At 63.6% G+C, this 23,242-nt stretch carries 20 protein-coding genes and 1 riboswitch; of the genes, 7 read left to right on the top strand and 13 right to left on the bottom strand.

The genetic code is table 11. From position 1 onward, the window contains the following. Positions 1 to 151 precede the first annotated feature (151 nt). From parC to ACIPZG_RS16895, 8 genes are all read right to left on the bottom strand, one after another. Complete coding sequence (gene parC, locus ACIPZG_RS16930) at positions 152 to 2,410, bottom strand: DNA topoisomerase IV subunit A (protein ID WP_008095032.1); 2,259 nt, start codon at positions 2,408 to 2,410, stop codon at positions 152 to 154. Between the two features lie 10 nt (positions 2,411 to 2,420). Beyond that, on the bottom strand, positions 2,421 to 2,939 hold the full coding sequence (locus ACIPZG_RS16925; RefSeq protein ID WP_008095033.1) for a TIGR02281 family clan AA aspartic protease: 519 nt from the start codon (positions 2,937 to 2,939) through the stop codon (positions 2,421 to 2,423). Beyond that, entirely contained in the window at positions 2,936 to 3,922 is a 987-nt protein-coding gene (locus ACIPZG_RS16920) for an esterase-like activity of phytase family protein (RefSeq protein WP_400715553.1), read from the bottom strand. The genes ACIPZG_RS16925 and ACIPZG_RS16920 overlap by 4 nt, the downstream gene beginning before the upstream one ends. Then, entirely contained in the window at positions 3,919 to 5,823 is a 1,905-nt protein-coding gene (gene parE, locus ACIPZG_RS16915) for a DNA topoisomerase IV subunit B (protein WP_400715551.1), read from the bottom strand. Before parE ends, ACIPZG_RS16920 begins: the two co-directional genes overlap by 4 nt. A 35-nt stretch (positions 5,824 to 5,858) precedes the next feature. Next, on the bottom strand, positions 5,859 to 6,467 hold the full coding sequence (locus ACIPZG_RS16910) for a YqiA/YcfP family alpha/beta fold hydrolase (RefSeq protein ID WP_400715549.1): 609 nt from the start codon (positions 6,465 to 6,467) through the stop codon (positions 5,859 to 5,861). Between the two features lie 202 nt (positions 6,468 to 6,669). Then, entirely contained in the window at positions 6,670 to 7,473 is an 804-nt protein-coding gene (gene cpdA / locus ACIPZG_RS16905; protein ID WP_400715547.1) for a 3',5'-cyclic-AMP phosphodiesterase, read from the bottom strand. Positions 7,474 to 7,558: 85 nt separating this feature from the next. Next, positions 7,559 to 8,011 carry a DUF1249 domain-containing protein gene (locus ACIPZG_RS16900; protein WP_400715546.1) on the bottom strand — a complete coding sequence of 151 codons (453 nt, stop codon included), beginning with the start codon at positions 8,009 to 8,011 and terminating at the stop codon, positions 7,559 to 7,561. Further along, on the bottom strand, positions 8,002 to 8,619 hold the full coding sequence (locus ACIPZG_RS16895) for an NUDIX domain-containing protein (protein ID WP_400715544.1): 618 nt from the start codon (positions 8,617 to 8,619) through the stop codon (positions 8,002 to 8,004). The genes ACIPZG_RS16900 and ACIPZG_RS16895 overlap by 10 nt, the downstream gene beginning before the upstream one ends. A 185-nt stretch (positions 8,620 to 8,804) precedes the next feature. Here ACIPZG_RS16895 and ACIPZG_RS16890 point away from each other — a divergent pair, with 185 nt between their 5' ends. Beyond that, positions 8,805 to 9,551, top strand: a complete 747-nt coding sequence (locus ACIPZG_RS16890; protein WP_008095044.1) for an RsiV family protein — start codon at positions 8,805 to 8,807, stop codon at positions 9,549 to 9,551. On the opposite strand, the gene cytX is transcribed toward ACIPZG_RS16890, so the two are convergent. Next, complete coding sequence (gene cytX / locus ACIPZG_RS16885) at positions 9,520 to 10,803, bottom strand: putative hydroxymethylpyrimidine transporter CytX (protein ID WP_400715542.1); 1,284 nt, start codon at positions 10,801 to 10,803, stop codon at positions 9,520 to 9,522. The genes ACIPZG_RS16890 and cytX overlap by 32 nt on opposite strands. Positions 10,804 to 10,948: 145 nt before the next feature. Beyond that, positions 10,949 to 12,835, bottom strand: coding sequence for a phosphomethylpyrimidine synthase ThiC (gene thiC / locus ACIPZG_RS16880; protein WP_400715540.1), 1,887 nt, complete (start codon positions 12,833 to 12,835; stop codon positions 10,949 to 10,951). 158 nt (positions 12,836 to 12,993) lie between these two features. Continuing rightward, a riboswitch (TPP riboswitch) is annotated at positions 12,994 to 13,100 on the bottom strand. 162 nt (positions 13,101 to 13,262) lie between these two features. Between thiC and ACIPZG_RS16875 the strand changes: the two genes are divergently transcribed. Both ACIPZG_RS16875 and ACIPZG_RS16870 read left to right on the top strand, forming a co-directional pair. Next, positions 13,263 to 14,699, top strand: a complete 1,437-nt coding sequence (locus ACIPZG_RS16875; RefSeq protein WP_400715538.1) for a TolC family outer membrane protein — start codon at positions 13,263 to 13,265, stop codon at positions 14,697 to 14,699. 129 nt (positions 14,700 to 14,828) lie between these two features. Continuing rightward, complete coding sequence (locus ACIPZG_RS16870) at positions 14,829 to 16,049, top strand: hypothetical protein (protein WP_400715536.1); 1,221 nt, start codon at positions 14,829 to 14,831, stop codon at positions 16,047 to 16,049. Here ACIPZG_RS16870 and waaA read toward each other — a convergent pair. Both waaA and ACIPZG_RS16860 read right to left on the bottom strand, forming a co-directional pair. Next, the gene (waaA, locus tag ACIPZG_RS16865; protein WP_400715534.1) at positions 16,039 to 17,313 is read right to left on the bottom strand and encodes a lipid IV(A) 3-deoxy-D-manno-octulosonic acid transferase; all 1,275 of its coding nucleotides are present in this window, start codon (positions 17,311 to 17,313) and stop codon (positions 16,039 to 16,041) included. The two genes, ACIPZG_RS16870 and waaA, sit on opposite strands and share 11 nt — an antisense overlap. An 11-nt stretch (positions 17,314 to 17,324) precedes the next feature. Beyond that, positions 17,325 to 18,215, bottom strand: coding sequence for a LysR family transcriptional regulator (locus ACIPZG_RS16860; protein WP_400640305.1), 891 nt, complete (start codon positions 18,213 to 18,215; stop codon positions 17,325 to 17,327). A gap of 86 nt (positions 18,216 to 18,301) precedes the next feature. Here ACIPZG_RS16860 and ACIPZG_RS16855 point away from each other — a divergent pair, with 86 nt between their 5' ends. From ACIPZG_RS16855 to ACIPZG_RS16840, 4 genes are all read left to right on the top strand, one after another. Next, positions 18,302 to 18,634 (top strand): multidrug efflux SMR transporter, encoded by a 333-nt coding sequence (locus tag ACIPZG_RS16855; RefSeq protein ID WP_008095055.1) that lies wholly within the window; start codon positions 18,302 to 18,304, stop codon positions 18,632 to 18,634. Positions 18,635 to 18,761: 127 nt separating this feature from the next. Further along, a complete protein-coding gene (locus ACIPZG_RS16850) occupies positions 18,762 to 19,937 on the top strand; it encodes an NAD(P)/FAD-dependent oxidoreductase (protein WP_400715532.1) in 1,176 nt (391 codons plus the stop codon). Further along, positions 19,934 to 20,746 (top strand): aldo/keto reductase, encoded by an 813-nt coding sequence (locus tag ACIPZG_RS16845; RefSeq protein ID WP_400715530.1) that lies wholly within the window; start codon positions 19,934 to 19,936, stop codon positions 20,744 to 20,746. Before ACIPZG_RS16850 ends, ACIPZG_RS16845 begins: the two co-directional genes overlap by 4 nt. Positions 20,747 to 20,798: 52 nt before the next feature. Further along, positions 20,799 to 21,767 (top strand): metal ABC transporter ATPase, encoded by a 969-nt coding sequence (locus tag ACIPZG_RS16840; RefSeq protein ID WP_400715528.1) that lies wholly within the window; start codon positions 20,799 to 20,801, stop codon positions 21,765 to 21,767. A 30-nt stretch (positions 21,768 to 21,797) separates the two neighbouring features. On the opposite strand, the gene hldE is transcribed toward ACIPZG_RS16840, so the two are convergent. After that, positions 21,798 to 23,219: a bifunctional D-glycero-beta-D-manno-heptose-7-phosphate kinase/D-glycero-beta-D-manno-heptose 1-phosphate adenylyltransferase HldE gene (gene hldE, locus ACIPZG_RS16835; RefSeq protein ID WP_008095061.1), complete on the bottom strand. Its 1,422-nt coding sequence runs from the start codon at positions 23,217 to 23,219 to the stop codon at positions 21,798 to 21,800. Positions 23,220 to 23,242: the final 23 nt, after the last annotated feature.

Genomic DNA, 23,242 nt, shown 5'->3' with positions numbered 1-23,242 from the left:
CAAGCAAACCGCAGTGATACTGATATTCATTCATTTGGGCACACGGCCACGCCGGCACCGCAGGGGCACTATCATCCGCGAAATGTTGGTCCGACTCCAGCATTTCCGCCTGGAACGGCGCTGAAAATGCCGTCCCAGACCATTCATCGGGTCAGGCGGGCCCCTCCACCTGCAACCCATCAACCCGCTGGAACCCGCGTGGCAGCTTGCTACCGCGCCGCCCCCGCTCGCCCTTGTAATGCTCAAGGTCGTCCGGTTTCAGGGACAGTGTACGTTTGCCCGCCTGCAACACAAGCGTCGCGCCCTCGGCAATCACCGCCAGGTCGGTGACGTATTCTTCCCGACTGGCCACCCGATCGCCAGGCACACCGATGATCTTGTTGCCCTTGCCTTTGCCCAGCTGCGGCAAATCGGCCACTTTGAACACCAGCAAGCGGCCTTCGGTAGTCACTGCCGCCAGCCAGTCCTGTTCGCGGTTGGCCACCAGGCGCGGGCTGATCACCTTGGCACCGTTGGGCAGGCTGAGCAGGCCTTTGCCGGCCTTGTTCTTGGCCTGCAGGTCTTCTCCCTTCACCACGAAGCCGTAGCCGGCGTCGGAGGCCACCACGTACAGGGCATCGTCCTCCGGCAACAGCACGCATTCGAAAGTGGCGCCCGGTGGCGGCGTCAGGCGGCCGGTCAGCGGCTCGCCCTGGCCACGTGCCGAAGGCAAGGTATGCGCTGCCACCGAATAACTGCGCCCCGTGGAGTCGATGAGCACGGCAAACTGATTGGAGCGGCCGGCGGCCGCAGCCTTGAAGCCGTCGCCGGCCTTGTAGGAAAGCCCGGTGGCATCGATATCATGGCCCTTGGCGCAACGCACCCAGCCCTTCTCCGACAGCACCACGGTGACCGGCTCGGTTGGCATCAATTCGTTTTCGGACAGGGCCTTGGCTTCGGCGCGCTCGACGATGGGCGAGCGGCGGTCGTCGCCATAGGTCTCGGCGTCCTTGATCAGTTCGCTGCGCACCAGCTTGCGCAGCTTGGCATCGCTGCCGAGCAGCGTTTGAAGCTTGGCCTGTTCCTTCAGCAGTTCGTCCTGCTCGCCACGGATCTTCATCTCTTCCAGGCGCGCCAGCTGACGCAGGCGAGTCTCGAGGATGTACTCGGCCTGGATCTCGGACAGCTCGAATCGGGCAATCAGTGCCTGCTTGGGGTGTTCCTCGGTGCGGATGATATGAATCACTTCATCCAGGTTGAGGAACGCGGTGAGCAAGCCTTCCAACAGGTGCAGGCGCCTCTCGACCTTGTCCAGGCGGTGCTGCAGACGGCGACGAACGGTACCGATACGGTACTCCAGCCACTCCAGCAGCAAGACGCGCAGGTTCTTCAACTGCGGTCGGCCGTCGAGGCCGATGATGTTGACGTTGACCCGGTAGCTGCTTTCCAGGTCAGTGGTGGCGAACAGGTGCTGCATCAGCTCGGCGGCATCCACCCGGTTGGAGCGCGGGATAATGACGATACGGCACGGGTTCTCGTGGTCCGATTCGTCACGCAGGTCGGCGACCATCGGCAGCTTCTTGGCCTGCATCTGCGCGGCGATCTGCTCCAGTACCTTGGCCCCGGAAACCTGATGCGGCAGTGCGGTGACGACGATGTCACCGTCCTCGACCCGGTACACGGCGCGCATGCGAATCGAACCACGGCCACTTTCGTAGATCTTCAGGATCTCGGCACGGGGCGTGATGATTTCGGCTTCGGTCGGGTAGTCGGGGCCCTGGATGTGCTCGCACAACTGCTCGATGGTGGCCTTGGGCTCGTCGAGCAGGCGCACGCAGGCGCTGGCCACTTCGCGCAGGTTGTGCGGCGGTACGTCGGTGGCCATGCCCACGGCGATGCCGGTGGTGCCATTGAGCAGGATGTTCGGCAGGCGCGCCGGCAGCACTGCCGGTTCCTCCAGCGTGCCGTCGAAGTTCGGCACCCAGTCCGCAGTGCCCTGGCCCAGTTCGCTGAGCAGCACCTCGGAGTAACGCGACAAGCGCGCCTCGGTATAACGCATGGCGGCGAACGACTTCGGATCGTCCGGCGCACCCCAGTTACCCTGGCCATCGACCAGCGTGTAGCGGTAGCTGAACGGCTGCGCCATCAGCACCATGGCCTCGTAGCAGGCCGAATCGCCGTGGGGGTGGAACTTGCCGAGCACGTCGCCGACGGTACGCGCCGACTTCTTGTGCTTGGCGTCGGCATCGAGCCCCAACTCGCTCATGGCATAGACGATGCGTCGTTGCACAGGCTTCAGGCCGTCGCCGATGTGCGGCAGGGCCCGGTCCATGATCACGTACATGGAGTAGTTGAGGTAGGCCTGTTCGGTGAAGTCAGCCAGCGAACGGCGTTCGACGCCGTCGAGGCTGAGTTCCAGTGGGTCGCTCATGCGGGCCTCGTCATTTCAAGTTCTGGCGCAACAGCATGGTGCCGCCGCGCTGGGTAAATTCAAGTTGTTTCAAAGCGCTCATGCCGAGCAGCACCGTTTGCCCGTCCAGCCCGGGCACCACCAGCGCGCGCACGTTGTGCAGGCGGATATCACCCAGCTGCAGGCTGTCCAGGCGGGTGCGGTAGCCTTCGGTGCGGCCATTGGCGGTACTGAGCGTCACCGGACTGCCGCGCTGCAGGTCCAGGCCACGGGCCAACGACTCGGGGATCGCCACGTCGGTGGCGCCGGTGTCGAGCATGAAGTGCACCACCTGACCATTGATCGCGCCATCGGCGACGAAGTGGCCCTGGCCGTTACTCAGCAGGCGCACCTCGATGAAGCCTTCGCCATGCTCCGACTGTACCTGGGTATTGGGGTTGCGCTCGCGCTCTTCCCACTGCCCGAAGAAGCGCGTGGCGAGGAACAGCGCCGCCGCCCAGGCGACGATCATCAGTACCCTGCCCGCGCGCTTGCCGGGTGCCTGGCTCATGGCTGGGCGCTCCAGCCACCCTGCGGGGCGTCGAAACGCCAGACCACCGGCCGGCTTTCGCCATCGGCACGATCACCGTTGTTGTTGTCGATACCTACCCAGGCGCCCTTGGCATCGACCACCAGTGCTTCGGCGAGGCCGAAGGGCTGATCGTAGAGGCGTTCCGGCTTCAGGGTATCGGCTGCGAACGACCAGCAGCGTTCGACATTGCCACTGTCGGCGTCACGCCGGCAGAGGCGGTATGCATTGCGCTCGAGGGTAAACAGCTTGCCCTCGAACCAGGCCAGGTCAGCGAAATCACGCGATAGCGCGCGGGCATTGGGCATTTGCGGTGGCTGCATCTCGACCCCGGCCTCGCTGAGCACTACGCATGTGCGCCCGCAGGTCCACACCGAGTGCTGGCGCTCTATCGCCACCAGGCCGCGGCGCTCGCGCTCGGCCGCCAGCCACAGGCGGTCGCCGGCTGGGTTGATCGCCAGGCCTTCGAACAAGGCGTTGAAGTGCAACAGCATGCCGCTGGCCCGGGCCTGGCGAATCATCGCCGGGTCGATTTTCAACCAATCTGGCTCACCTTGGACCGGCAGTTGCAGCACGGCCGCATGGGCTTCGCTGACCACATAAAGGTTGCCCGCCTGATCGCAGGTGATGCCTTCGTAATCCAGCTCGCCACCGCGTATGTACGACGCGACCCAGTTGCGTGTTTTCAAGCCCCAGGGCAAGCCGCTCTCCGGCGCCAGCGGCGGGGTGAAGGCCAGCGGCTGGGCGCGCCACACCGCGTCCTGCTGATCGAACTGGTAAATTCGGTCATCGTCGCGGTCTGAAACGCCCCACAACGCGCCTCGGCAAAAGGCCAACCCGGAAAGGTTGCCGCCGCGCATGCCGTCGATGGGGTGTTCGGATGCCAGTTTCAGTTCTGGCCAGTTGCCTGCCAGAGTAGGCAGGGCAATCAGGCTCAGCAGAACTGCAACCAACAGACGAATCAAACCAGGACCTCAGCCAGATTGCCTTTGGTTTCCAGCCAGTTCTTGCGATCACCGGCGCGCTTCTTGGCCAGCAGCATGTCCATGATCTCGGTGGTGCCCGCCAGGTCGTCCAGGGTCAACTGGACCAGGCGCCGGGTGTTCGGGTCCATGGTGGTTTCGCGCAGCTGCGGCGGGTTCATCTCGCCCAGGCCCTTGAATCGGGTGACCTGTGGCTTGCCGCGCTTCTTCTCGGCCACCAGGCGGTCGAGAATGCCGTCACGCTCGGCTTCGTCGAGGGCGTAGTAGATTTCCTTGCCCAGGTCGATGCGATACAGCGGCGGCATGGCGACGTAGACGTGGCCGGCTTCGACCAGCGGGCGGAAGTGCTGCACGAACAGCGCACACAGCAGGGTCGCGATGTGCAGGCCGTCGGAGTCGGCGTCGGCGAGGATGCAGATCTTGCCATAGCGCAGCTGCGTCAGATCGGCGGCACCGGGGTCGACCCCGATGGCCACGGCGATGTTATGCACTTCCTGACTGGCCAGGACTTCGCCACCGTCGACTTCCCAGGTGTTGAGGATCTTGCCGCGCAGCGGCAGGATTGCCTGGAATTCCTTGTCCCGCGCCTGCTTGGCCGAACCACCGGCGGAATCGCCCTCGACCAGGAAAAGCTCGGCTCGCATTGGATCCTGCCCGGCGCAGTCGGCCAGCTTGCCTGGCAATGCCGGGCCCTGGGTGATGCGCTTGCGTTCGACCTTCTTGCTCGCCTTGAGGCGCCGCCCGGCGTTGCTGATGGCCAACTCCGCCAGCTGCATGCCCAGCTCGGGGTGGGCATTGAGCCACAGGCTGAAGGCATCCTTGACCACACCAGAAACGAAAGCCGCGGCCTCGCGGGACGACAGGCGTTCCTTGGTCTGTCCGGAGAACTGCGGCTCCTGCATCTTCATCGAGAGCACGAAGGTGATGCGCTCCCAGACGTCCTCGGGCGCCAGCTTGACTCCACGCGGCAGCAGGTTGCGGAATTCACAGAACTCGCGCATGGCATCCAGCAGACCCTGTCGCAGGCCGTTGACGTGGGTGCCGCCCTGGGCGGTGGGAATCAGGTTGACGTAGCTTTCCTGAACACTGTCGCCGCCTTCAGGCAGCCACAGCAGCGCCCAGTCCACGGCCTCCTTGTTGCCGGCCAGGCTGCCGCAGAACGGCTCGTCGGGCAGGCGCAGGAACTCGCTGACCGAGTCGACCAGGTAGGAACGCAGGCCGTCTTCATAATGCCACTCGACCTTCTCGCCGCTGGCCTTGTCCTCGAAGCTCACCAGCAGGCCTGGGCACAGAACGGCCTTGGCCTTGAGCACGTGCTTGAGGCGGCTGATGGAGAATTTCGGCGAGTCGAAATACTTCGGGTCAGGGCTGAAGTACACGCTGGTACCGGTGTTGCGTTTGCCGACCGTACCGACCACTTCCAGCTCGCTGGCCTTGAAGCCATTGGCGAAGCTCATCTGGTACTCGTTGCCGTCTCGCTTGACGCGTACGCGCACCTGGGTCGACAGGGCGTTGACCACCGAGATGCCAACACCGTGCAAGCCGCCGGAGAACTGGTAGTTCTTGTTGGAGAACTTGCCGCCAGCGTGCAGTTTGGTAAGAATCAGCTCGACCCCCGACACGCCCTCTTCAGGGTGAATATCCACGGGCATGCCGCGGCCATCGTCGCTGACTTCCAGCGAATGGTCGGCATGCAGGATGACCTGGACCGAACGGGCGTGGCCTGCCAGGGCTTCGTCGACGCTGTTGTCGATGACTTCCTGGGCCAGGTGGTTCGGCCGGCTGGTATCGGTGTACATGCCCGGTCGCTTGCGGACCGGGTCAAGGCCCGAGAGGACTTCGATGGCGTCTGCGTTATAGGCGCTAGCGCTGGGATTGGCCATGGGTTCTCGTCGTCAGTCTGGTGAATGCGAAAAAATCAAAATACAGAAAAATCGAGCGCCGCGTATTGTTGCCGGGCAATCCCGGCGAACGCCAGCAGGGCCGGCAGCTGGGCGGCGAAGCCCTGGTAGCTGTGGTCGCCACCGGCCTGGATACGCAGGGCGCAGGCCCGGTAATAGCGTTCGGCGTGGCGATAGTCCAGGGTTTCATCGGCGGTCTGCAACCACACTTGATAGCGGCTAGGGTCCTCGGGTGCCGGCACTTCCAGCTCGGCCAGCGCCTGCACGTGGTCGTGGGTCAGCTCCCAGGTTTCCCCCGTGTAATGATTGCGCTGGCTGCCCAGGTAGCCGTCGAACCGCTTGTGCGGGGTTACCGCCGGGTTGACCAGCAATGCCTTCAGACCATGGCGCTCGGCCAGATGGGTGGCATAGTAGCCGCCGAGCGAGCTGCCGACCAGCAGCGGCGCGCCCAGCTCGGCGATGGCGGCTTCGAGCTGCACGATGGCCTGGCGCGGGTGATGGTGCAAGGCCGGTGCACGCAGTAGGCCGGACAGCCCCAGTTGCTGCATCACCGCTTCGAGCTGACGCGCCTTGGTGGACAGCGGAGAGCTGTTGAAGCCATGGATATAGAGGATGGAACCCGACATGCTGCCCCCGGAAATCTAGGCTTCGCGCCCGAGGGTGCGGGCGCAGGGATGCGCAGTGTAGCGTGTTCGCCGGGTTTTGGTGCCACGGCTGGTTTTTCGCAACAATTTCAGTGACCTGATCGCCGGCAAGCCGGCTCCCACAGGGGATCTTCTGTGGGAGCCGGCTTGCCGGCGATTGGGCTGCGAAGCCGCCCCACCAACGTCAGTACCCTGGGCTGTCGAAGTCGAGCCTGACCTCGAAGTCCGTGGCCCGCTCCACACCGGTTTCCAACCGCCCGTCGGCATGCAGGCGCAGCCAGCGATAACCGGGCTGCTCCTCGCTCACCTTGAAGTCCTCGCTGGCGGCGGCGAACTGGATACAGGTGGACGGTGTGGCCAGCAGGCGCACGCCATCGCGCACTTCATCCCATGGCTGATGGATATGCCCCCAAAGCAACCCTTTTACCTGTGGATAACCCGCCAAACGCTGCAACAGCTCATTGGCATTGCGCAAGCCGATGGGCGCAATCCACGCACAGCCAATGTCTACCGGCTGATGGTGGCAGCACACCAGGCAATGGCGCTCGCCTGCCGATGCCAGCGCCTCGTCGAGCAGTGACAACTGGTCCTGCTCAAGCAGCCCATGGGTAGCCCCTGCCACCGCCGTATTGAGCATCAGCACCCGCCAGGCACCCACGTCAGTGACCGCCTGCACCAGCTCCGGCGCCACTTCGGCCATCACCCGCGCTTCGTCATGATTGCCCGGCAACCAGCGCGCGGGAGCACCCAGCCCAGCGGTCAAGGCACGGAACGCTTCATAGGAAGCGACACTGGCGTCCTGTGACAAATCACCTGTACACAGCAGCAGATCGATACGCGGTTGCTCGCGCCGCACCTGCTCGACCACATGGCGCAGGCTGTCACGGGTGTTCAGGCCCAGCAGGGTGCCCGCCGGGTCGGCGAACAGATGGGCATCGGTCAGTTGCACCACATGCACGGGTGCCGGGGAAAGATCTGGGTGCGGCAACGGCCGTCTCCTCCAGCGGATTCAGCTGGGATTATCGCGCTGCAGCCGTGGCGAGCAAACAGGCGAAATCGACCGGCGTCACATTTCAGCGCACAGTTGCCAGTTCATGGCCACACGCCAGACAGTGGCTCAGCCATTCGCCGAGGAAAAGATTGAGCTGGGCTTTCTCGTCCGGCTGATGCATCGCTTCATTGGGGTACGGGTAGATACTGCGCAGGCGCCGGGTATGTTCGGCGCTGATCACTTCGGCCATGCGCGCATCGTGGTACACCTGCACCTCCAGGTGCGGCACCGGCAGCCAGGGCAGGCTGTGCTCCTGACGTACGCGCAAGGTGGTGGTGTATGGGCAGGCCAGCACCACGTCCAGCACCAGCACGCCGAGCATCTGATCGCCCTGGGTCATGCCGATGCGCCGCGAACTCTGGCTGGTGCGCATGTCGGGTAGAAGGCGCATGAGCCGGGCATAGTTGGCCTCGCAGGCTGCTTGCAGCCCGGCCAGGTCGACCCGATAACGCTCACGCAGCAGGTTCACTTCCACATACCTCGAACTTCGTCACGGTTCAGTGCCAGCCATTGCAGGCCGATGATGGTCGCCGCGTTGCAGATGCGCCCGTCGCGCACGGCCTGCAAGGCATCCTCGAACGACCAGACGCGTACCCGGATATCTTCGCCTTCTTCTTCCAGGCCATGCAGGCCACCGGCGCCTTCGCTGCTGCAGCGGCCGAGGAACAAGTGGACGAATTCATCGCTGCCACCCGGCGACGGGAAATAGCGGGTCATCGGCCACAGGGCGCTGAAGGTCAGGCCGGCTTCCTCTTCGGCTTCGCGGTGGGCCACCTCTTCCGGCTGTTCGTCCTTGTCGATCAGCCCGGCGACCATCTCGATCAGCCAAGGGTTGGCAACCTTGTCCAACGCGCCGACCCGAAACTGCTCGATCAGCACCACTTCATCGCGCTGTGGATCGTAGGGCAACACGCATACGGCATCGTGCCGCACGAACAGCTCACGGCTGATTTCACGGCCCATGCCCCCCGCGAACAGTTCATGGCGCAGGCGCAGCTTGTCGAGCTTGTAAAAGCCCTGGAAGCAATTGGCCCGCTCGATGATCTGGAAGCCTTTGGGCACTGAATTCAACGCGTCTGACATGGAAATCCTCATTACCTCGAATACCGCATCGCGCCATCCTACTCTGCACGCTTGCCGGTTTCATCCCTTTCCGGCAACCGTTCGTGCAGTCGGGACAGCGCGTCTTCTCTCTGTTAGCTTAGTGGCGAACTGAAGGCCGCGCAGACGGTCAAAGGCCGACTTTTCTCCGTTCTGCAAGGATCATCATGACACTTGTCAAACTGACTTCCGTGGCTGTGCTGGCCTTGGCCCTGGGTGCCTGCCAGAGCCTGTTCACGCCCAATTACCGGGCCCCGCTAGAGGTCAAGCGCGATGCCTGGGAGCACGTCAAACCCGGCTGCAGCGCCAGTGACTGCCCGCTGGTCAACATCGACACCATCCACTTCCCGGACCTGCCGAAACTCGACGCCATCGTCGAGAAACGCCTGCTGCAGCTGACCGAGGACAACCAGCGCGGCACTGCGCCAAGCACCTTGCAGGCCTATGAACAGCAATACCTGGCCAGCGCCGACAAGCGCAACAGCAGCTACCTGCAGGCCAAGGTACGTGAACAGCATGACGGACTGGTGATCATCGAGCTGTCCAGCTACCTCGACAGCGGCGGTGCCCACGGCATGCCCGGGCGTGGCTTCATCAACTATTCGCGCAAGCTGGACAAGGAATTGACCCTCCAGGACATGCTGGTGCCGGGCCAGGAAGACACCTTCTGGAAGACCGTCGAGGAATCGCACCGCGCCTGGCTGATCAGCGTGGGCATGGACAAGGACGCCCAGTTCGTGAAGACCTGGCCGTTCCAGAAGTCCCCGCACATCGCCCTGACCTACGGCGCGGTAGTGGTCAAGTATGAGGTCTATACCATCGCGCCCTATTCCATGGGCCACGTGGAACTCAAGCTCCCCTACCCGCGCCTGAATGGCGTCATCAAGCCTGAACTGTTTCCCGGCCGCGGCTGAGGCTCAGTAGCGCATGCAGCCCACCTGCCAGCATCAGTGCTGGCAGGGTCGCCCCCAGCGCTGGCGCTTGCGCGGCGATCAAATGGTAGGCCGCGACACCCACAACCCAGGCCAGCAGCGCCTGCCAGTGCAACCCGTCGACCTGTGCTGGCGCGCGGCGGCGGCGGATCACGTAGTGGTCCATCAGCACCACGCCGAACAGCGGTGCGAACACCGAACCGATCAGCAGCAGGAAGTTTTCGTACTGGGCCAACGGCGCCAGCAGGGCGATCAGGGTGCACAGCACGCCGATGGCCAAGGCCAGGTGTTCGACTTTCACAGGCACCAGCAAGCCACTGGAAACCGCAGCCGAGTGGATGTCGGCAAAGGCTTTTTCCGACTCATCCAGCAGAATCAACAGCAACGGAAGGCCCATGCCAGCACCCGCCAGGGCCAGCAGCAGGGCATTGGCCTCGCCGCTCGGGGCGAATGCCAAGGTGTAGGCCACACCCAGGCTCATCAGCCAGGTGTTGCCAATGAAGTAGCCCAGCACAGTCCCGCCGAAGACACGCTTGCCGTTGCTGGCGAAACGCGAGTAGTCGGCGATCAGCGGCAGCCACGACAGCGGCATGGCAATGACGATGTCAAAGCCCACGGCCAGCGACATCGAACCGTCACCACTGCGCTTCCACAGCTCGACCAGGTCGGCCTTGGCGAACAGGTTCCAGGTCAGCCACAGGCAAGCCCCCATCAGTACCCAGATACCCCATTTGCGCAAGATCTTGCGCACGAAGGCCAACGGCCCGCTGACCGCTAGCAGGGTGGCCAGACCGCCGAAGCAGAGGGTCCAGAGCATCGGGCTGTTCCACAGGCTGTCTTCGCCGAAGGTACGTGCGCCGAGCAAGCTGGCCGCATCACGCATGACGATGATCTCGAACGCGCCCCAGCCCACCAGTTGCAGGAGGTTGAGCAGCGCCGGCAAGCGTGCGCCGTGGCGGCCCAGGCTCAGGCGCAGGGTGGCCATGGCCGACAGGCCGGTGTCGCTGCCGATGACGCCGGCTGCGCCCAGCAGCAGCACGCCCACGCCGGTGCCAAGGGCGATGGCCAGAACGGCGCCTGCCAGGCCCAGGCCGGGGGCGAGCATGGCGCCCACCTGCAGGACCATCAGGCCGATGCCGAGGGAGAACCACAGCGAGAACAGGTCACGGCCGCCAAACGGGCGCTGGCTGGAGGGGACCGGGTGGTCGGGGGAGAAATGGCTGGGGGTGGTCATTGTTATGTTCGCCGGAAGAATTGATGGGCTACTGCCACCTTTGTGGGAGCGGGCTTGCCCCGCGAAAGAGCCAGGCCTGCCAACCGCGCTGGCCCAGCTGACGCTTTCGCGGGGCAAGCCCGCTCCCACAAGGGGAGTGGCGTTGTTACACTTTCTTGTACAGCTGGCTGCCTTCCTGGCGGAACCGCTCGGCCTGCTCGCGCATGCCATCCTCGACCGCGACATCCACCGCATCGATGCGTTGGTTGGCGGCGTATTCACGTACTTCCTGGGTGATCTTCATCGAGCAGAACTTCGGCCCGCACATCGAGCAGAAGTGCGCGACCTTGGCCGATTCCTTCGGCAGCGTCTCGTCGTGGTAGGCCCGCGCGGTGTCCGGGTCCAGGCCCAGGTTGAACTGGTCTTCCCAGCGGAATTCGAAACGTGCCTTGGACAGCGCGTTGTCACGAATCTGCGCGCCCGGGTGGCCTTTCGCAAGGTCGGCAGCGTGCGCGGCGATCTTGTAGGTGATGATACCGGTCTTGACGTCGTCCTTGTTCGGCAGTCCCAGGTGCTCTTTCGGCGTGACGTAGCACAGCATCGCGCAACCGAACCAGCCGATCATCGCCGCACCGATACCCGAGGTGATGTGGTCATAGCCCGGTGCGATGTCGGTGGTCAGCGGGCCGAGGGTGTAGAACGGCGCCTCGTCACAGCACGCCAGCTGCTTGTCCATGTTCTCTTTGATCAGCTGCATCGGCACATGGCCGGGGCCTTCGATCATGCACTGCACGTCGTGCTTCCAGGCGATCTTGGTCAGCTCGCCGAGGGTTTCCAGTTCACCGAACTGGGCCGCGTCGTTGGCGTCGGCAATCGAGCCCGGGCGCAGGCCGTCACCCAGCGAGAAGCTGACATCGTAGGCCTTCATGATTTCGCAGATCTCGTCGAAATGCGTGTACAGGAAGTTCTCCTGGTGATGCGCCAGGCACCACTTGGCCATGATCGAACCGCCACGGCTGACGATGCCGGTGACCCGCTTGGCGGTCATCGGCACGTAGCGCAGCAGCACGCCAGCGTGGATGGTGAAGTAGTCCACGCCCTGCTCGGCCTGTTCGATCAGGGTGTCGCGGAACAGCTCCCAGGTCAGGTCTTCGGCGACGCCACCGACCTTTTCCAAGGCCTGGTAGATCGGCACGGTGCCGATCGGCACCGGCGAGTTGCGGATGATCCACTCGCGGGTTTCGTGGATGTGCTTGCCGGTGGACAGGTCCATGACCGTGTCCGAACCCCAGCGGATACCCCAGGTCAGCTTGGCCACTTCTTCCTCGATCGAGGAGCCCAGGGCGCTGTTGCCGATGTTGCCGTTGATCTTCACCAGGAAGTTGCGGCCGATGATCATCGGCTCCAGTTCCGGGTGGTTGATGTTGGCCGGAATGATCGCGCGGCCACGGGCGATTTCCTCGCGCACGAACTCGGCGGTGATCTCTTTCGGGATGCTCGCGCCAAAGCTGTGGCCGGCGTGCTGCTGGCTGAGCAGGCCGGCGGCGCGGGCCTCCTGCAGCTTCATGTTTTCGCGGATGGCGACGTATTCCATCTCGGCGGTGATGATGCCCTGGCGGGCGTAGTGCATCTGCGTGACGTTGGCCCCGGCTTTGGCCCGGCGCGGGTTGTTCACGTGGGCGAAACGCAGCTTGGCAAGTTCCGTGTCGTTCAGGCGTTGCTGGCCGAAGTTGGAGCTCAGGCCGGCCAGGCGCTCGGTGTCGCCGCGGGCGTCGATCCAGGTCGAACGCACATCGGCCAGGCCTTTGCGCACGTCGATGATGACCTCAGGATCGGTGTACGGGCCGGAGGTGTCGTAGACCAGCACCGGCGCGTTGCTTTCGCCACCGAAGTCGGTGGGGGTGTCGTGCAGGCTGATTTCGCGCATGGGCACGCGGATGTCCGGGCGCGAGCCTTCGACATACACCTTGCGCGAGCGCGGGAAAGGTTGCACGGACTGCTGGTCGACTTGTGCCGATTCGCTGAGGTTGATCGTTTTTTCTTGTTTGCTCATCACAGGCTCTCCAGACGTCTTCCTTGCGGACGGAATGTCGGGGTGAACCTGAAAGACGCGAACGCACCCCTTGACGGGTGTGCAGTGCCGGATGGAGGGGTGCCTTGAGCTGCATGCAGCTGCGACATTCCCGGACCTGGCACAAGAGGCTCCCCGGGAAGGCGAGCAATCTTGTTCCCTACGCAGGCGCTAACCTGATCAGGTTCAACGGGATCCGGAACTATCCGATCTCAGCCTTTGATTCAAGGCACCCCGACAAGAACATGCGCAGTCTAGACTGGAGTGGTCGCTAAAGCCAAGCGGATCAAACAAGGCGATGATGAAAGGCGAACTCGACGATTGTTGCCAAAGGCACTCGGCACTAAACTGCTCCGTCATTCGATACTCAATGGTTCAGAAATTACAATTTCGTACAAGGATTGCCTCTATGCTGCGCAAACTCTCACTGGCGATAGCCGTGTCTTGTGCGTTCAACGCAGTGGCCGGGGCAGCGCAGGTGCCCACGACGGTGAAGACCGATCTGGTCAGCGTTTACCAGGAAGCTGTAGACAACAACGCCGATCTCGCGGCCGCACGTGCCGATTACGGCGCGCGTCGCGAAATCGTGCCCCAGGCCCGCGCCGGCCTGCTGCCGAACCTGTCGGCCGGTGGCGAGATGCAAAGCACCCGCACCAAGTTCGATGAGCCATCGGCCACCACCAACCGCAGTGGCAATTCGTGGAATGCAACCCTCTCGCAGCCGATCTTCCGCGCCGACCGCTGGTTCCAGCTGCAGGCAGCCGAGGCCGTCAACGAACAGGCCGCGCTAGAACTGTCGGCCACCGAGCAGAACCTGATCCTGGAGACCGCGCAGAATTACTTCGCCGTGCTGCGCGCGCAGGACAACCTGGCCGCGACCAAGGCCGAGGAAGCGGCGTTCAAGCGCCAGCTGGACCAGTCCAATGAACGTTTCGACGTCGGCCTCTCCGACAAGACCGACGTGCTGCAGTCCCAGGCCAGCTACGACACCGCCCGGGCCAACCGGATCATTGCCGAGCGCCAGGTGCAGGACGCCTTCGAGGCATTGGTTACTCTGACCAACCGCGAGTACAGCGCGATCCAGGGTGTGGTCCACACCTTGCCCATCCAGGTGCCGACGCCCAACGATGCAAAGGCTTGGGTAGAAACCGCCGGACGCCAGAACCTCAACCTGCTGGCCACCAACCACGCGGTCGACGCCGCAGAAGAAACCTTGCGCCAGCGCAAGGCCGGCCATGCCCCGACCCTGGACGCTGTGGCGCGCTACGACAAGGGCGACAACGACAACCTCGGTTTCTCCAACCCCTCGCCCTTCCCCGGCCAGCGCTACAGCGGTGATGTGGAACAGACCACCATAGGGCTGCAGCTGAACATACCGATCTACAGCGGCGGGCTGACCAGCTCGCAGGTGCGCGAGGCGTACCAACGCCTGAGCCAGAGCGAGCAGCAGCGCGAGAGCCTGCGCCGCCAGGTGGTGGAAAACACCCGCAACCTTCACCGCGCGGTGAACACCGATGTGGAACAAGTTCAGGCGCGCAAACAGTCGATCATTTCCAACCAGAGCGCGCTGGAAGCCACCGAGATCGGCTACCAGGTCGGTACCCGCAATATCGTCGACGTGCTCGATGCACAGCGCCAGCTGTATACGTCGGTGCGTGACTACAACAACAGCCGCTACGACTACATTCTCGACAACCTGAGCCTGAAGCAGGCGGCCGGCACCTTGAGCCCGCAGGACCTGATCGACCTGAAACGCTACCTGAAGGCGGACTACAACCCGGACAAGGACTTCCTGCCGCCGGACTTGGCCGCTGCTGCAGCGAAGAACTTCGAACGCAGGCCGTAGTTTTTGAGCCCGTCCTGGAGAGAGTATCTCCAGGACCTACCTGCCATTTCTACGAGTTACGCAGCTTTCCACTTCCTCTTAAATTCGCCGAAAGCGTCGACCCACATCGGTTAAGAGGACGGAATCAACATGAGCTGTACACAACACAAACAGAACCCGGAATTCATCTATCTGGACAAGACCGGGGAAGTCGGCACCATCAGCCTCTCCCCTGTATCCAAGCGCTCACTTCTACTGACAGGCAACTCGCCATCGGACGATTCGTCCTTCACCTTGTCCAGCCTGGATAGCGATAAAAACGAAACACTGCTGGGCCGACACGCCTTCAAAGATGACGGTGAACTGTTCTTCGGGCTATCGGCGCAGCTAGGCCAGTACGACACACTGTTTCTCGCTGGCGCGCTGTGGGGGGACGACCTCTATCCAGCATTTGCAAGGTTGAAAGCGACCGGGCCACTGGACACTTCGTTTGGCGATGCCGGCACCAAGGTTTTCCGTGACCTGGCATCGAATCAGGGGCCCCAAACCAAAGCCGATGCTGCCCAGGTGATGGCAAGCTCCGCCCCCCCCACTTCCACAACCCAGATTACCCTGCCCGGTGGTGGCTACCTGGTCGCTTCTGCTGAGACCGGTTACTTGTTTCGCCTCAAGGACAACGGTGAACTCGACACCACTTTTGGCGATGGTGGCAAGCTCAAGCCAGTACCCGAAGGCGCCGAAGATTTCGAACTCACCAATGTGACGCTGCGCAGCGATAAAGTGATTCTGGTACTGGGGGATGCCGGCCTAAAGGGTGTTCTGGCCACCTACAATATGGACGGTAAGCCGATCAATGGGTTCGGCGAGACCGGCGTGGTAACGATCGAACATAACGACAGGGTGCATCTCTTGAACCTGTCGCTCTCGCCCGATCAAAACGCGGTGAACGTCGTTGGCATGACACGCGTGGAGGGCAAGCGAAGGGCGTTTCTGGCGCGCCTCAATGCGTTTGATGGCAATGTCGACACGGGTTTCAACAAGGGCCTTCCGTTCTACCTTGAGCTCAATGACCACGAGACATCGTTCTGGCAGATAGCAACTCGGCTGAATCAAGACCAGGAAGAGCGTATCTACGCTGTTGGCGGAATCCTCGACTTTTCCAACACAGGTTATATCGCAGCCGCTTTCGATAAACATGGCCTGGTGAAGGACGAGTTCTCAACGGGCGTAGAAATAGGCAAAAAGGCCACACTGGCAAACAGCATGCTGGTGACGGAGGACCCACCCCGTCTGATAGTCGGTGGTGGGGTCCGGATGGAAGAGAGCAATGACTTCCAGGGCTTTGTTGCGATTCACCCACTCAGCCAGTGATCAAGCGCCCCAGGCCTTCCAGCAATCGTTGAAGTGCCCCCTGATTACGCTGCATCACCTCCTGCCCGGCGGCGCCCATCCGCCGGGCATCTTGCGGCAGCTCGATCAGCCGCCGCACCGCCTCTGCCAACCCATCGGCATCATCCACCTGCTGCAGGGCCCCTGCCTCGCGCAGCATTGCGCTGATTTCAAGGAAGTTGAACACGTGCGGCCCCATGATCACCGGCAGCGCCAGCGCAGCCGGTTCAAGTGGGTTGTGGCCACCGGTTGCGACCAGGCTGCCGCCGACGAATGCGATGTCGGCCAGCGCATAGAGGAACAGCAACTCGCCCATGGTATCGCCGAGCAGCACGCGAGTCTGGCCGTCGACCGCCGCACCGGCAGAGCGGCGCACCGTGACGAACTGCTCGCTACATAAGGCATGCACCGCATTGAACCGCTCGGGGTGACGGGGCACCAGGATGAGCAGCGCATCACCGTGCACCTGCAGCAACTTCTGATGGGCCTGCAGGATCAGCGCGTCCTCGCCCTCATGGGTACTGGCAGCGATCCACACTGGGCGCTGGCTTGCCCCCCACTGATCGCGCAGTGCCTTGGCCCGGGGCAGCAATTGCTCGTCGACTCTTAGGTCGAACTTGATCGAACCGGTCACCTGCACACACGCGGGCCGCGCGCCCAGGTCGCGAAAACGCTGCGCCTCGGTTTCGGTCTGCACCGCAATCAGGCTCATCTCGGCCAGCATTGGCCGGGTCAGCTTGGCAAACCGCGCATAACCACGCGCCGAGCGCTCGGACAACCGTGCATTGGCCAGGGCCACGGGAATACCCCGCTTGGCACACTGGTGGATGTGGTTGGGCCACAGCTCGGTTTCCATGATCACGCCCAGGCACGGGCGCACATGATCGAGAAAGCGCCCCGCCGCCCACGGCAAGTCGTAGGGCAGGTAGCAATGCTGGATGCGCGGTTCATCGGCGAACATTGCACGAATGCGCTCGGAGCCGGTCGGGGTCATGCAGGTGAGGGTGATCGGCAACTGCGGGTAAGCCTTGAGCAGCGCGCGCACCATCGGCGCAGCGGCGATGCTTTCACCGACCGATACCGCATGCACCCAGATGCCGCCCTGACGCATGGCCGGCAGGTTGCGGGCAAAGCGTTCGCCAATGCGCTGGCCATAGGCAGGCGCCTTGCGGGCACGCAGGTACAGGCGCAGCGCGACCAGCGGCAGGCCCAGGTGAAACAGCAGGGTATAGAGGGTTCTGTTCATGGCGGCGAAGTTTAACCGATCGCGCGCAGGTGCACCGCAAAGCGCTCGGCCAACCATTGTGCGGCCGGCCCCAGCGGCTCATCCCGGCGCCAGGCGAGCTCCACCACCAAGGCCGGGGGCCGCCATTCGCTGTCCAGCTCGACCATTTGCGCCTGATAGGTCGGGTACTGCACCACGTGTCGCGGCAACCAGGCCCAGCCCAGGCCACGCATCAGCAGCTCGGCCATGGCGTAGAAGCTGTCGGCACGCCAGACCTGCGGGCTGATCGCCTCGCCGCCGGGGTAGCCACTTTGCTGGGGGGTGATGAGCAATTGGCGATGAAGCGCCAGTTGCTGGCGGGTGACCCGCGCTTCACGCGCCAGCGGGTGATCGACCGCGCACACCGTGACCATCTCCACGCTGCCCAAGGCACGCCGCTCCAGCGATGCGGGAATGCTTTCGTGATGAAAGAACAACCCCAGGTCAGCGCGCCGCTCCGCCAGCTTGCGCGCCACATCGCCCTGGGCACCACTGGCCAGTTGCACCTCCAGAAAGGGGTAGCGACTAGCCAGTTCGTCGAGGCTGTCGATGACGGGCTGATAGGGCATGGCCTCGTCCTGGGCAACCCGCAACATGGCTTCCTGACCCCGCATCAGCGCCAACGCGCGGCCATCCAGGCGTTCGCACTGACGCAACAGCTCGCGGGCATCCTCCAGCAAGGCCGTGCCATTTTCGGTCAGCCGGGGCTGCCGACCGCTGCTGCGTTCGAACAGGGTGACGCCGAGGTCAGCTTCCAGCAAGGCAATCGCGTTACTGATCGCCGATTGCGCCCGACGCTGCTCACGGGCAACCGCCGAGAACGAGCGCAATTCGGCAACCCGCGCGAACAGGCGCAGTTGTTCGAGATCCCAACGCTCTGCCATCAACCTATCTCCCATACTGATAGGTAATGACTTTACCCCATCCGAGGGACGTCTAGAATGCTCGACCAGTAACCGGAGAATCACCCATGAACGCCTATACCTACCTCGCCATCGCCATCTGCGCCGAAGTCATCGCCACCGCTTCCATGAAAGCGGTCAAGGGGCTAAGCACGCCGCTGCCGTTGCTGCTGATGGTCGTTGGCTACGGGATCGCGTTCTGGATGCTGACCCTGGTGGTGCGCAGCATTCCGGTGGGCATCGCCTATGCGATCTGGTCGGGGTTGGGGATTGTGCTGATCAGCGTGGCGGCCCTGGTGATCTATGGGCAGAAACTGGATGTGCCGGCGATGCTGGGCATGGCGATGATCGTGGGTGGGGTGGTGGTGATTCAGCTGTTCTCGAAAACTGCCGGGCATTGATGTTTGCCTGGGAGGTCCAATCGCCGGCAAGCCGGCTCCCACAGGGGGTCAGCGCTGTGCCGGCGATAGGGCCGTCGCAGAGATAGCCTGTATACTTGCCTGCTGTCCCAGTCTTCGAGGTACCGCCATGCCATCCGCCATTTCCACTGACGTGTTGATCGTCGGCGCCGGGGTCGCAGGCCTCTGGCTCAATGCCCGGCTGCGTCGCCTGGGCTACTCCACCGTGCTGGTGGAACGCGCCAGCCTCGGCGGTGAGCAGACCATCAAGTCCCAGGGCATCATCCATGGTGGTACCAAGTACGCCTTGCACGGCGCCCTGACCGGCGCCTCAGAGGCCATCGCCGACATGCCGCGCCGCTGGCGCGAAGCCATTGGCGGCAGCGGCGAGCTGGACCTTGGCCACACCCGTCTGCTTTCCGACGCCCACTACCTGTGGTCGCCGGGCACACTGGCCGGCAATATCACCAGTTTCTTCGCCAGCAAGGCCGTGCGTACCCGGGTCGAACAAGTCAAAGGGGAGCAACTGCCGCCTGCGCTGCAGGATCGAGCCTTCAAGGGCAAGGTATATCGCCTGGCCGAACTGGTCATCGACGTGCCCAGCCTGCTGGCCAACCTGGCCGAACTGGCAGGTGACAGCCTGCTGGCCGGCCAGCGCATCGAGCCGCTGCGCGAAGGCGACGAACTGGTTGGTCTGCGCGTCGACGAGCGCGAAATTCGCGCCCAGCGCGTTGTGCTGAGCGCAGGTGCTGGCACCGAGGATTTGCTGCATGCCTTGGGCTTGGGTCAACCCGCCATGCAAACACGCCCCTTGCACATGGTCATGGCCAAGGGCGCCAACCTCAAGCCGCTCTATGCTCACTGCCTGGGCGGCGGGCCGAAGCCACGGGTGACGGTCACCACTCACCCGGCCGCGGATGGGCAATGGGTGTGGTACCTGGGTGGCGACCTTGCCGAAGCCGACGGGGTCGCCCGCGAGCCTGCGGCGCAGATTGCCGCGGCACAAAAGGAAATCGCTCAGTTGCTGCCATGGGTCGACCAGAGCCAGGTTAGCTGGGCCACGTTGCGCGTCGACCGCGCCGAGCCTGCACAATCCGGCCTGGTACGCCCGGACAACGCCTTCCTCGCCGATCAGCAGCGCTTGCTGGTGGGCTGGCCAACCAAGCTGGCGCTGGCACCCGACTTCAGCGACCGGGTCATCAACCACCTGGAACGGGACGGCATCCGCCCGCAGGCGCAGGCCGACCTGTCCGACCTGCCACGCCCACCGCTGGCCGTGCCGGCCTGGGAGCAACTGCTGCCATGAGCCTGCCGACCCTGCATGACTTCCACCGCCCCCTGGGCAGCACCGGCCTCAGGGTGTCGCCCCTGGGCCTTGGCACGGTCAAGCTCGGCCGCGATCAAGGCGTGAAATACCCCACCGGCTTTACCATCCCCGGTGACGACGAAGCCCGCCTGCTGCTGGCCCAGGCCCGCGAACTGGGCATCAACCTGATCGACACCGCGCCAGCCTATGGCCGCAGTGAAGAACGCCTGGGCCCGCTGCTGCGAGGCCAGCGCGATGAATGGGTGATCGTCAGCAAGGTCGGTGAAGAATTCGAGGATGGCCAGTCGCGCTTCGATTTCAGCGCCGCCCACACCCGTCGCTCGGTCGAGCGCAGCTTGCAACGACTGGAAACCGATCGCATCGAACTGGTGCTGGTGCATTCCGATGGCAACGACCTAGCGATCCTGGAACAGCAAGAGGTCTACCAGACCCTCGCTGAGCTCAAGCAGGAAGGCAAGATCCTGGGTTATGGGCTCTCCGGCAAGACCGTGGCCGGCGGACTGAAGGCGCTGGAACAGGGCGACTGCGCCATGGTCACCTACAACCTCAATGAGCAGGCGGAACGCCCGGTGCTGGACTACGCTGCCGAACACGGCAAGGCCATTCTGGTGAAGAAGGCCTTGGCCAGCGGGCATATCTGCCTTGCACCAGGCGTCGATCCGGTACAGGCCAGCTTCGAGCTGCTGTTCTCACACCCTGGCGTGAGCAGTGCTATCGTCGGCACCATCAATCCGCTGCACCTGGCCCACAACGTGGCCACCGTCGCCCGTATCCTGGGCCAGCATTGAGTTGTCGCCAGTCCTAGGGCCTGGAGACTGACCCGACGCAAGGAGGAGCCTCGTGCCGCGTACTCTGATTCGCAAGAACCCGAGCAACTTCAAGACACTGCCGCTGCATGTCGAAGCCACCGCCGAAGGCCTGGTCTACCAAAGCATCGGGATGCCGCTGAACTTTGTCCAGACCCAGCAGCGGCGCCGGGCCATCCAGCTGCCAGACAACCAGCGTTTCGTGGTGGAACTGGCCAACCTGGGTGTCTCGGTGCGCTTGACCTTGCACTGGCAGCAGCGTGACTACTGGGTGCTGGTACGGCAACGCCGCCAGGACCGCGGCGATGTGGTGCTGAAGCTGATTTCTGGCTATGTCCCCGCCCAGGAGCTCAACCTGCCGCTGCATACCGCCGTGCAGGAAGTGGCGGAGGAATGCTTGCTGGAAACGCCCGAAGGCTGGCTGGGCGGGCGCTTCAACGATACCTGGCTGCCGGCCCCCTACGCCGCAGCCCTGCATTACCGCGAGGCATTGCCGTTCGTGCTGACGCCGCAGTCAGGCGCTGCCCGGCCCGTGCATTGCGGCAACCTGATGCTGCTGGAGCGCCCGCGAGCCTATGTGCACCTGCCTACCGCATCGTTGCAGTTGATCTACGACATGCGGCTGCAAGTGCCCCGGGAGGCGAAGAAGCTGAGCCTGTTCCACGTCGACGAACGCCTCGAAGGCGGTCAGTTGGTGGCCCGCCTCAACCGCAAGCGGCCAGACCTGTACCTGATGCCACTGCAGGACGGCCAGCCAGTGGCCGAGCTGTATACGCTGAAGAAGGACGAATTGGTGCCGGCGAGCACCCGCGGGCTGTACCTGGCCGAGAGCTTTGCCCGGCAGAACGGCTGGGTGGTCACGGAAGAGCGCATTCGCTGGAAGGACTGGGTGAAGCAGCAGGGCCTGGTGGAGCGCAAGGCTATGCCGGCTTCACATCTGCAGCGTTTTGGCGACAAGGCGCGGGCGCTGTTGGAGCGGGCGCGTACTTCGCTGCACAAGTGAAACGGGGGCTGCTTTGCAGCCCCAGCTACCTCAGTTCTTGCGAATTTTCTCGACAATCGCCGTGGTCGAGCTGTTCTCGACCAGCCCCAGCACCTTCACCGTACCGCCGTAGGCGCGGACGATATCGGCGCCGACCACCTGGTCGATGCCATAGTCACCGCCCTTGACCAGCACGTCCGGCTTGACCTGGCTCAGCAGGTTTTCCGGGGTACCTTCCGGGAAGCTGATTACCCAGTCCACCGCCCCCAGCCCCGCCAGCACAGCCATGCGCCGGTCGACACTGTTGATCGGCCGACCCGGCCCTTTCAGACGGCTGACCGAAGCGTCGTCGTTGACCGCAACGATCAACCGATCACCTTGGGCACGGGCCTGCTCCAGGTAGGTCACATGCCCGGCATGCAGGATGTCGAAGCAACCGTTGGTGAACACGATCTTCTCGTTGTGCGCACGCGCGTCGTCGATGGCCAGCAGCAGTTGCTCCAGCCCCAGCACACCACGCTCGGAACCTTCTTCGCGCTGTATCGCACGGCGCAGCTCAGGTGCACTGATGGCCGCAGTACCCAGCTTGCCGACCACGATACCCGCCGCCAGGTTGGCCAGGGCCACCGCATGAGGCAGGTCTTCACCGGCCGCGATGGCAGCCGCCAAGGTGGAGATGACGGTATCACCGGCACCGGTCACATCGAACACTTCGCGGGCACGGGCCGGCAGGTGCAGCGCTGGCTGGCCGACGCGCAGCAGGGTCATGCCATGCTCGCCACGGGTCACCAGCAGCGCACCCAGGTCAAGGTCCTGCAGCAGTTGCAGGCCCTTGGTGACCAACTCCGCTTCATCGGCGCAGCGGCCGACGATGGTTTCGAACTCGCTGAGGTTCGGGGTAATCAGGCTAGCGCCACGGTAGATCGAAAAATCCTTGCCCTTGGGATCGGCCAGCACCGGGATGCCCTTGGCACGCGCGGCCTGGATCAGGCTCTGGTGATTTTTCAGCGCGCCCTTGCCGTAGTCGGACAAGACCAGCACCTTGACGCCTTCGAGCAGGCTGTCGACTTCCGTGCCAAGCGACAGCGGGTCAGTGGCGAACGGCTCTTCGAAATCGATGCGCAGCAGTTGCTGGTGGCGACTCATGACCCGCAACTTGACGATGGTCGGCTGGTGGGCGATGCGCTGGAACACCGAACGCACGCCGGCGGCCTGCAGGCTGTTGGCCAGGCTGTCGGCGGCCTCGTCCTGACCGGTAACGCCGATCAGCGAAGCCGGTGCACCCAGCGCGGCAATGTTCAAGGCAACGTTGGCCGCGCCGCCTGGGCGATCTTCGATCTGATCGACCTTGACCACCGGCACTGGCGCTTCCGGCGAGATACGCGAAGTACCACCATGCCAGTAGCGGTCGAGCATGACATCGCCGACCACCAATACCGGGGCTTGATCGAAACGCGGCATGGATAACTTCATGGGCAACCCATATGAAAATAATG

Source organism: Pseudomonas sp. NPDC089395, assembly GCF_044749525.1.
Classification (GTDB): domain Bacteria; phylum Pseudomonadota; class Gammaproteobacteria; order Pseudomonadales; family Pseudomonadaceae; genus Aquipseudomonas.
The sequence above is the reverse complement of the archived record's forward strand: the minus strand, read 5'-3'. Positions and strand labels throughout refer to the sequence as shown.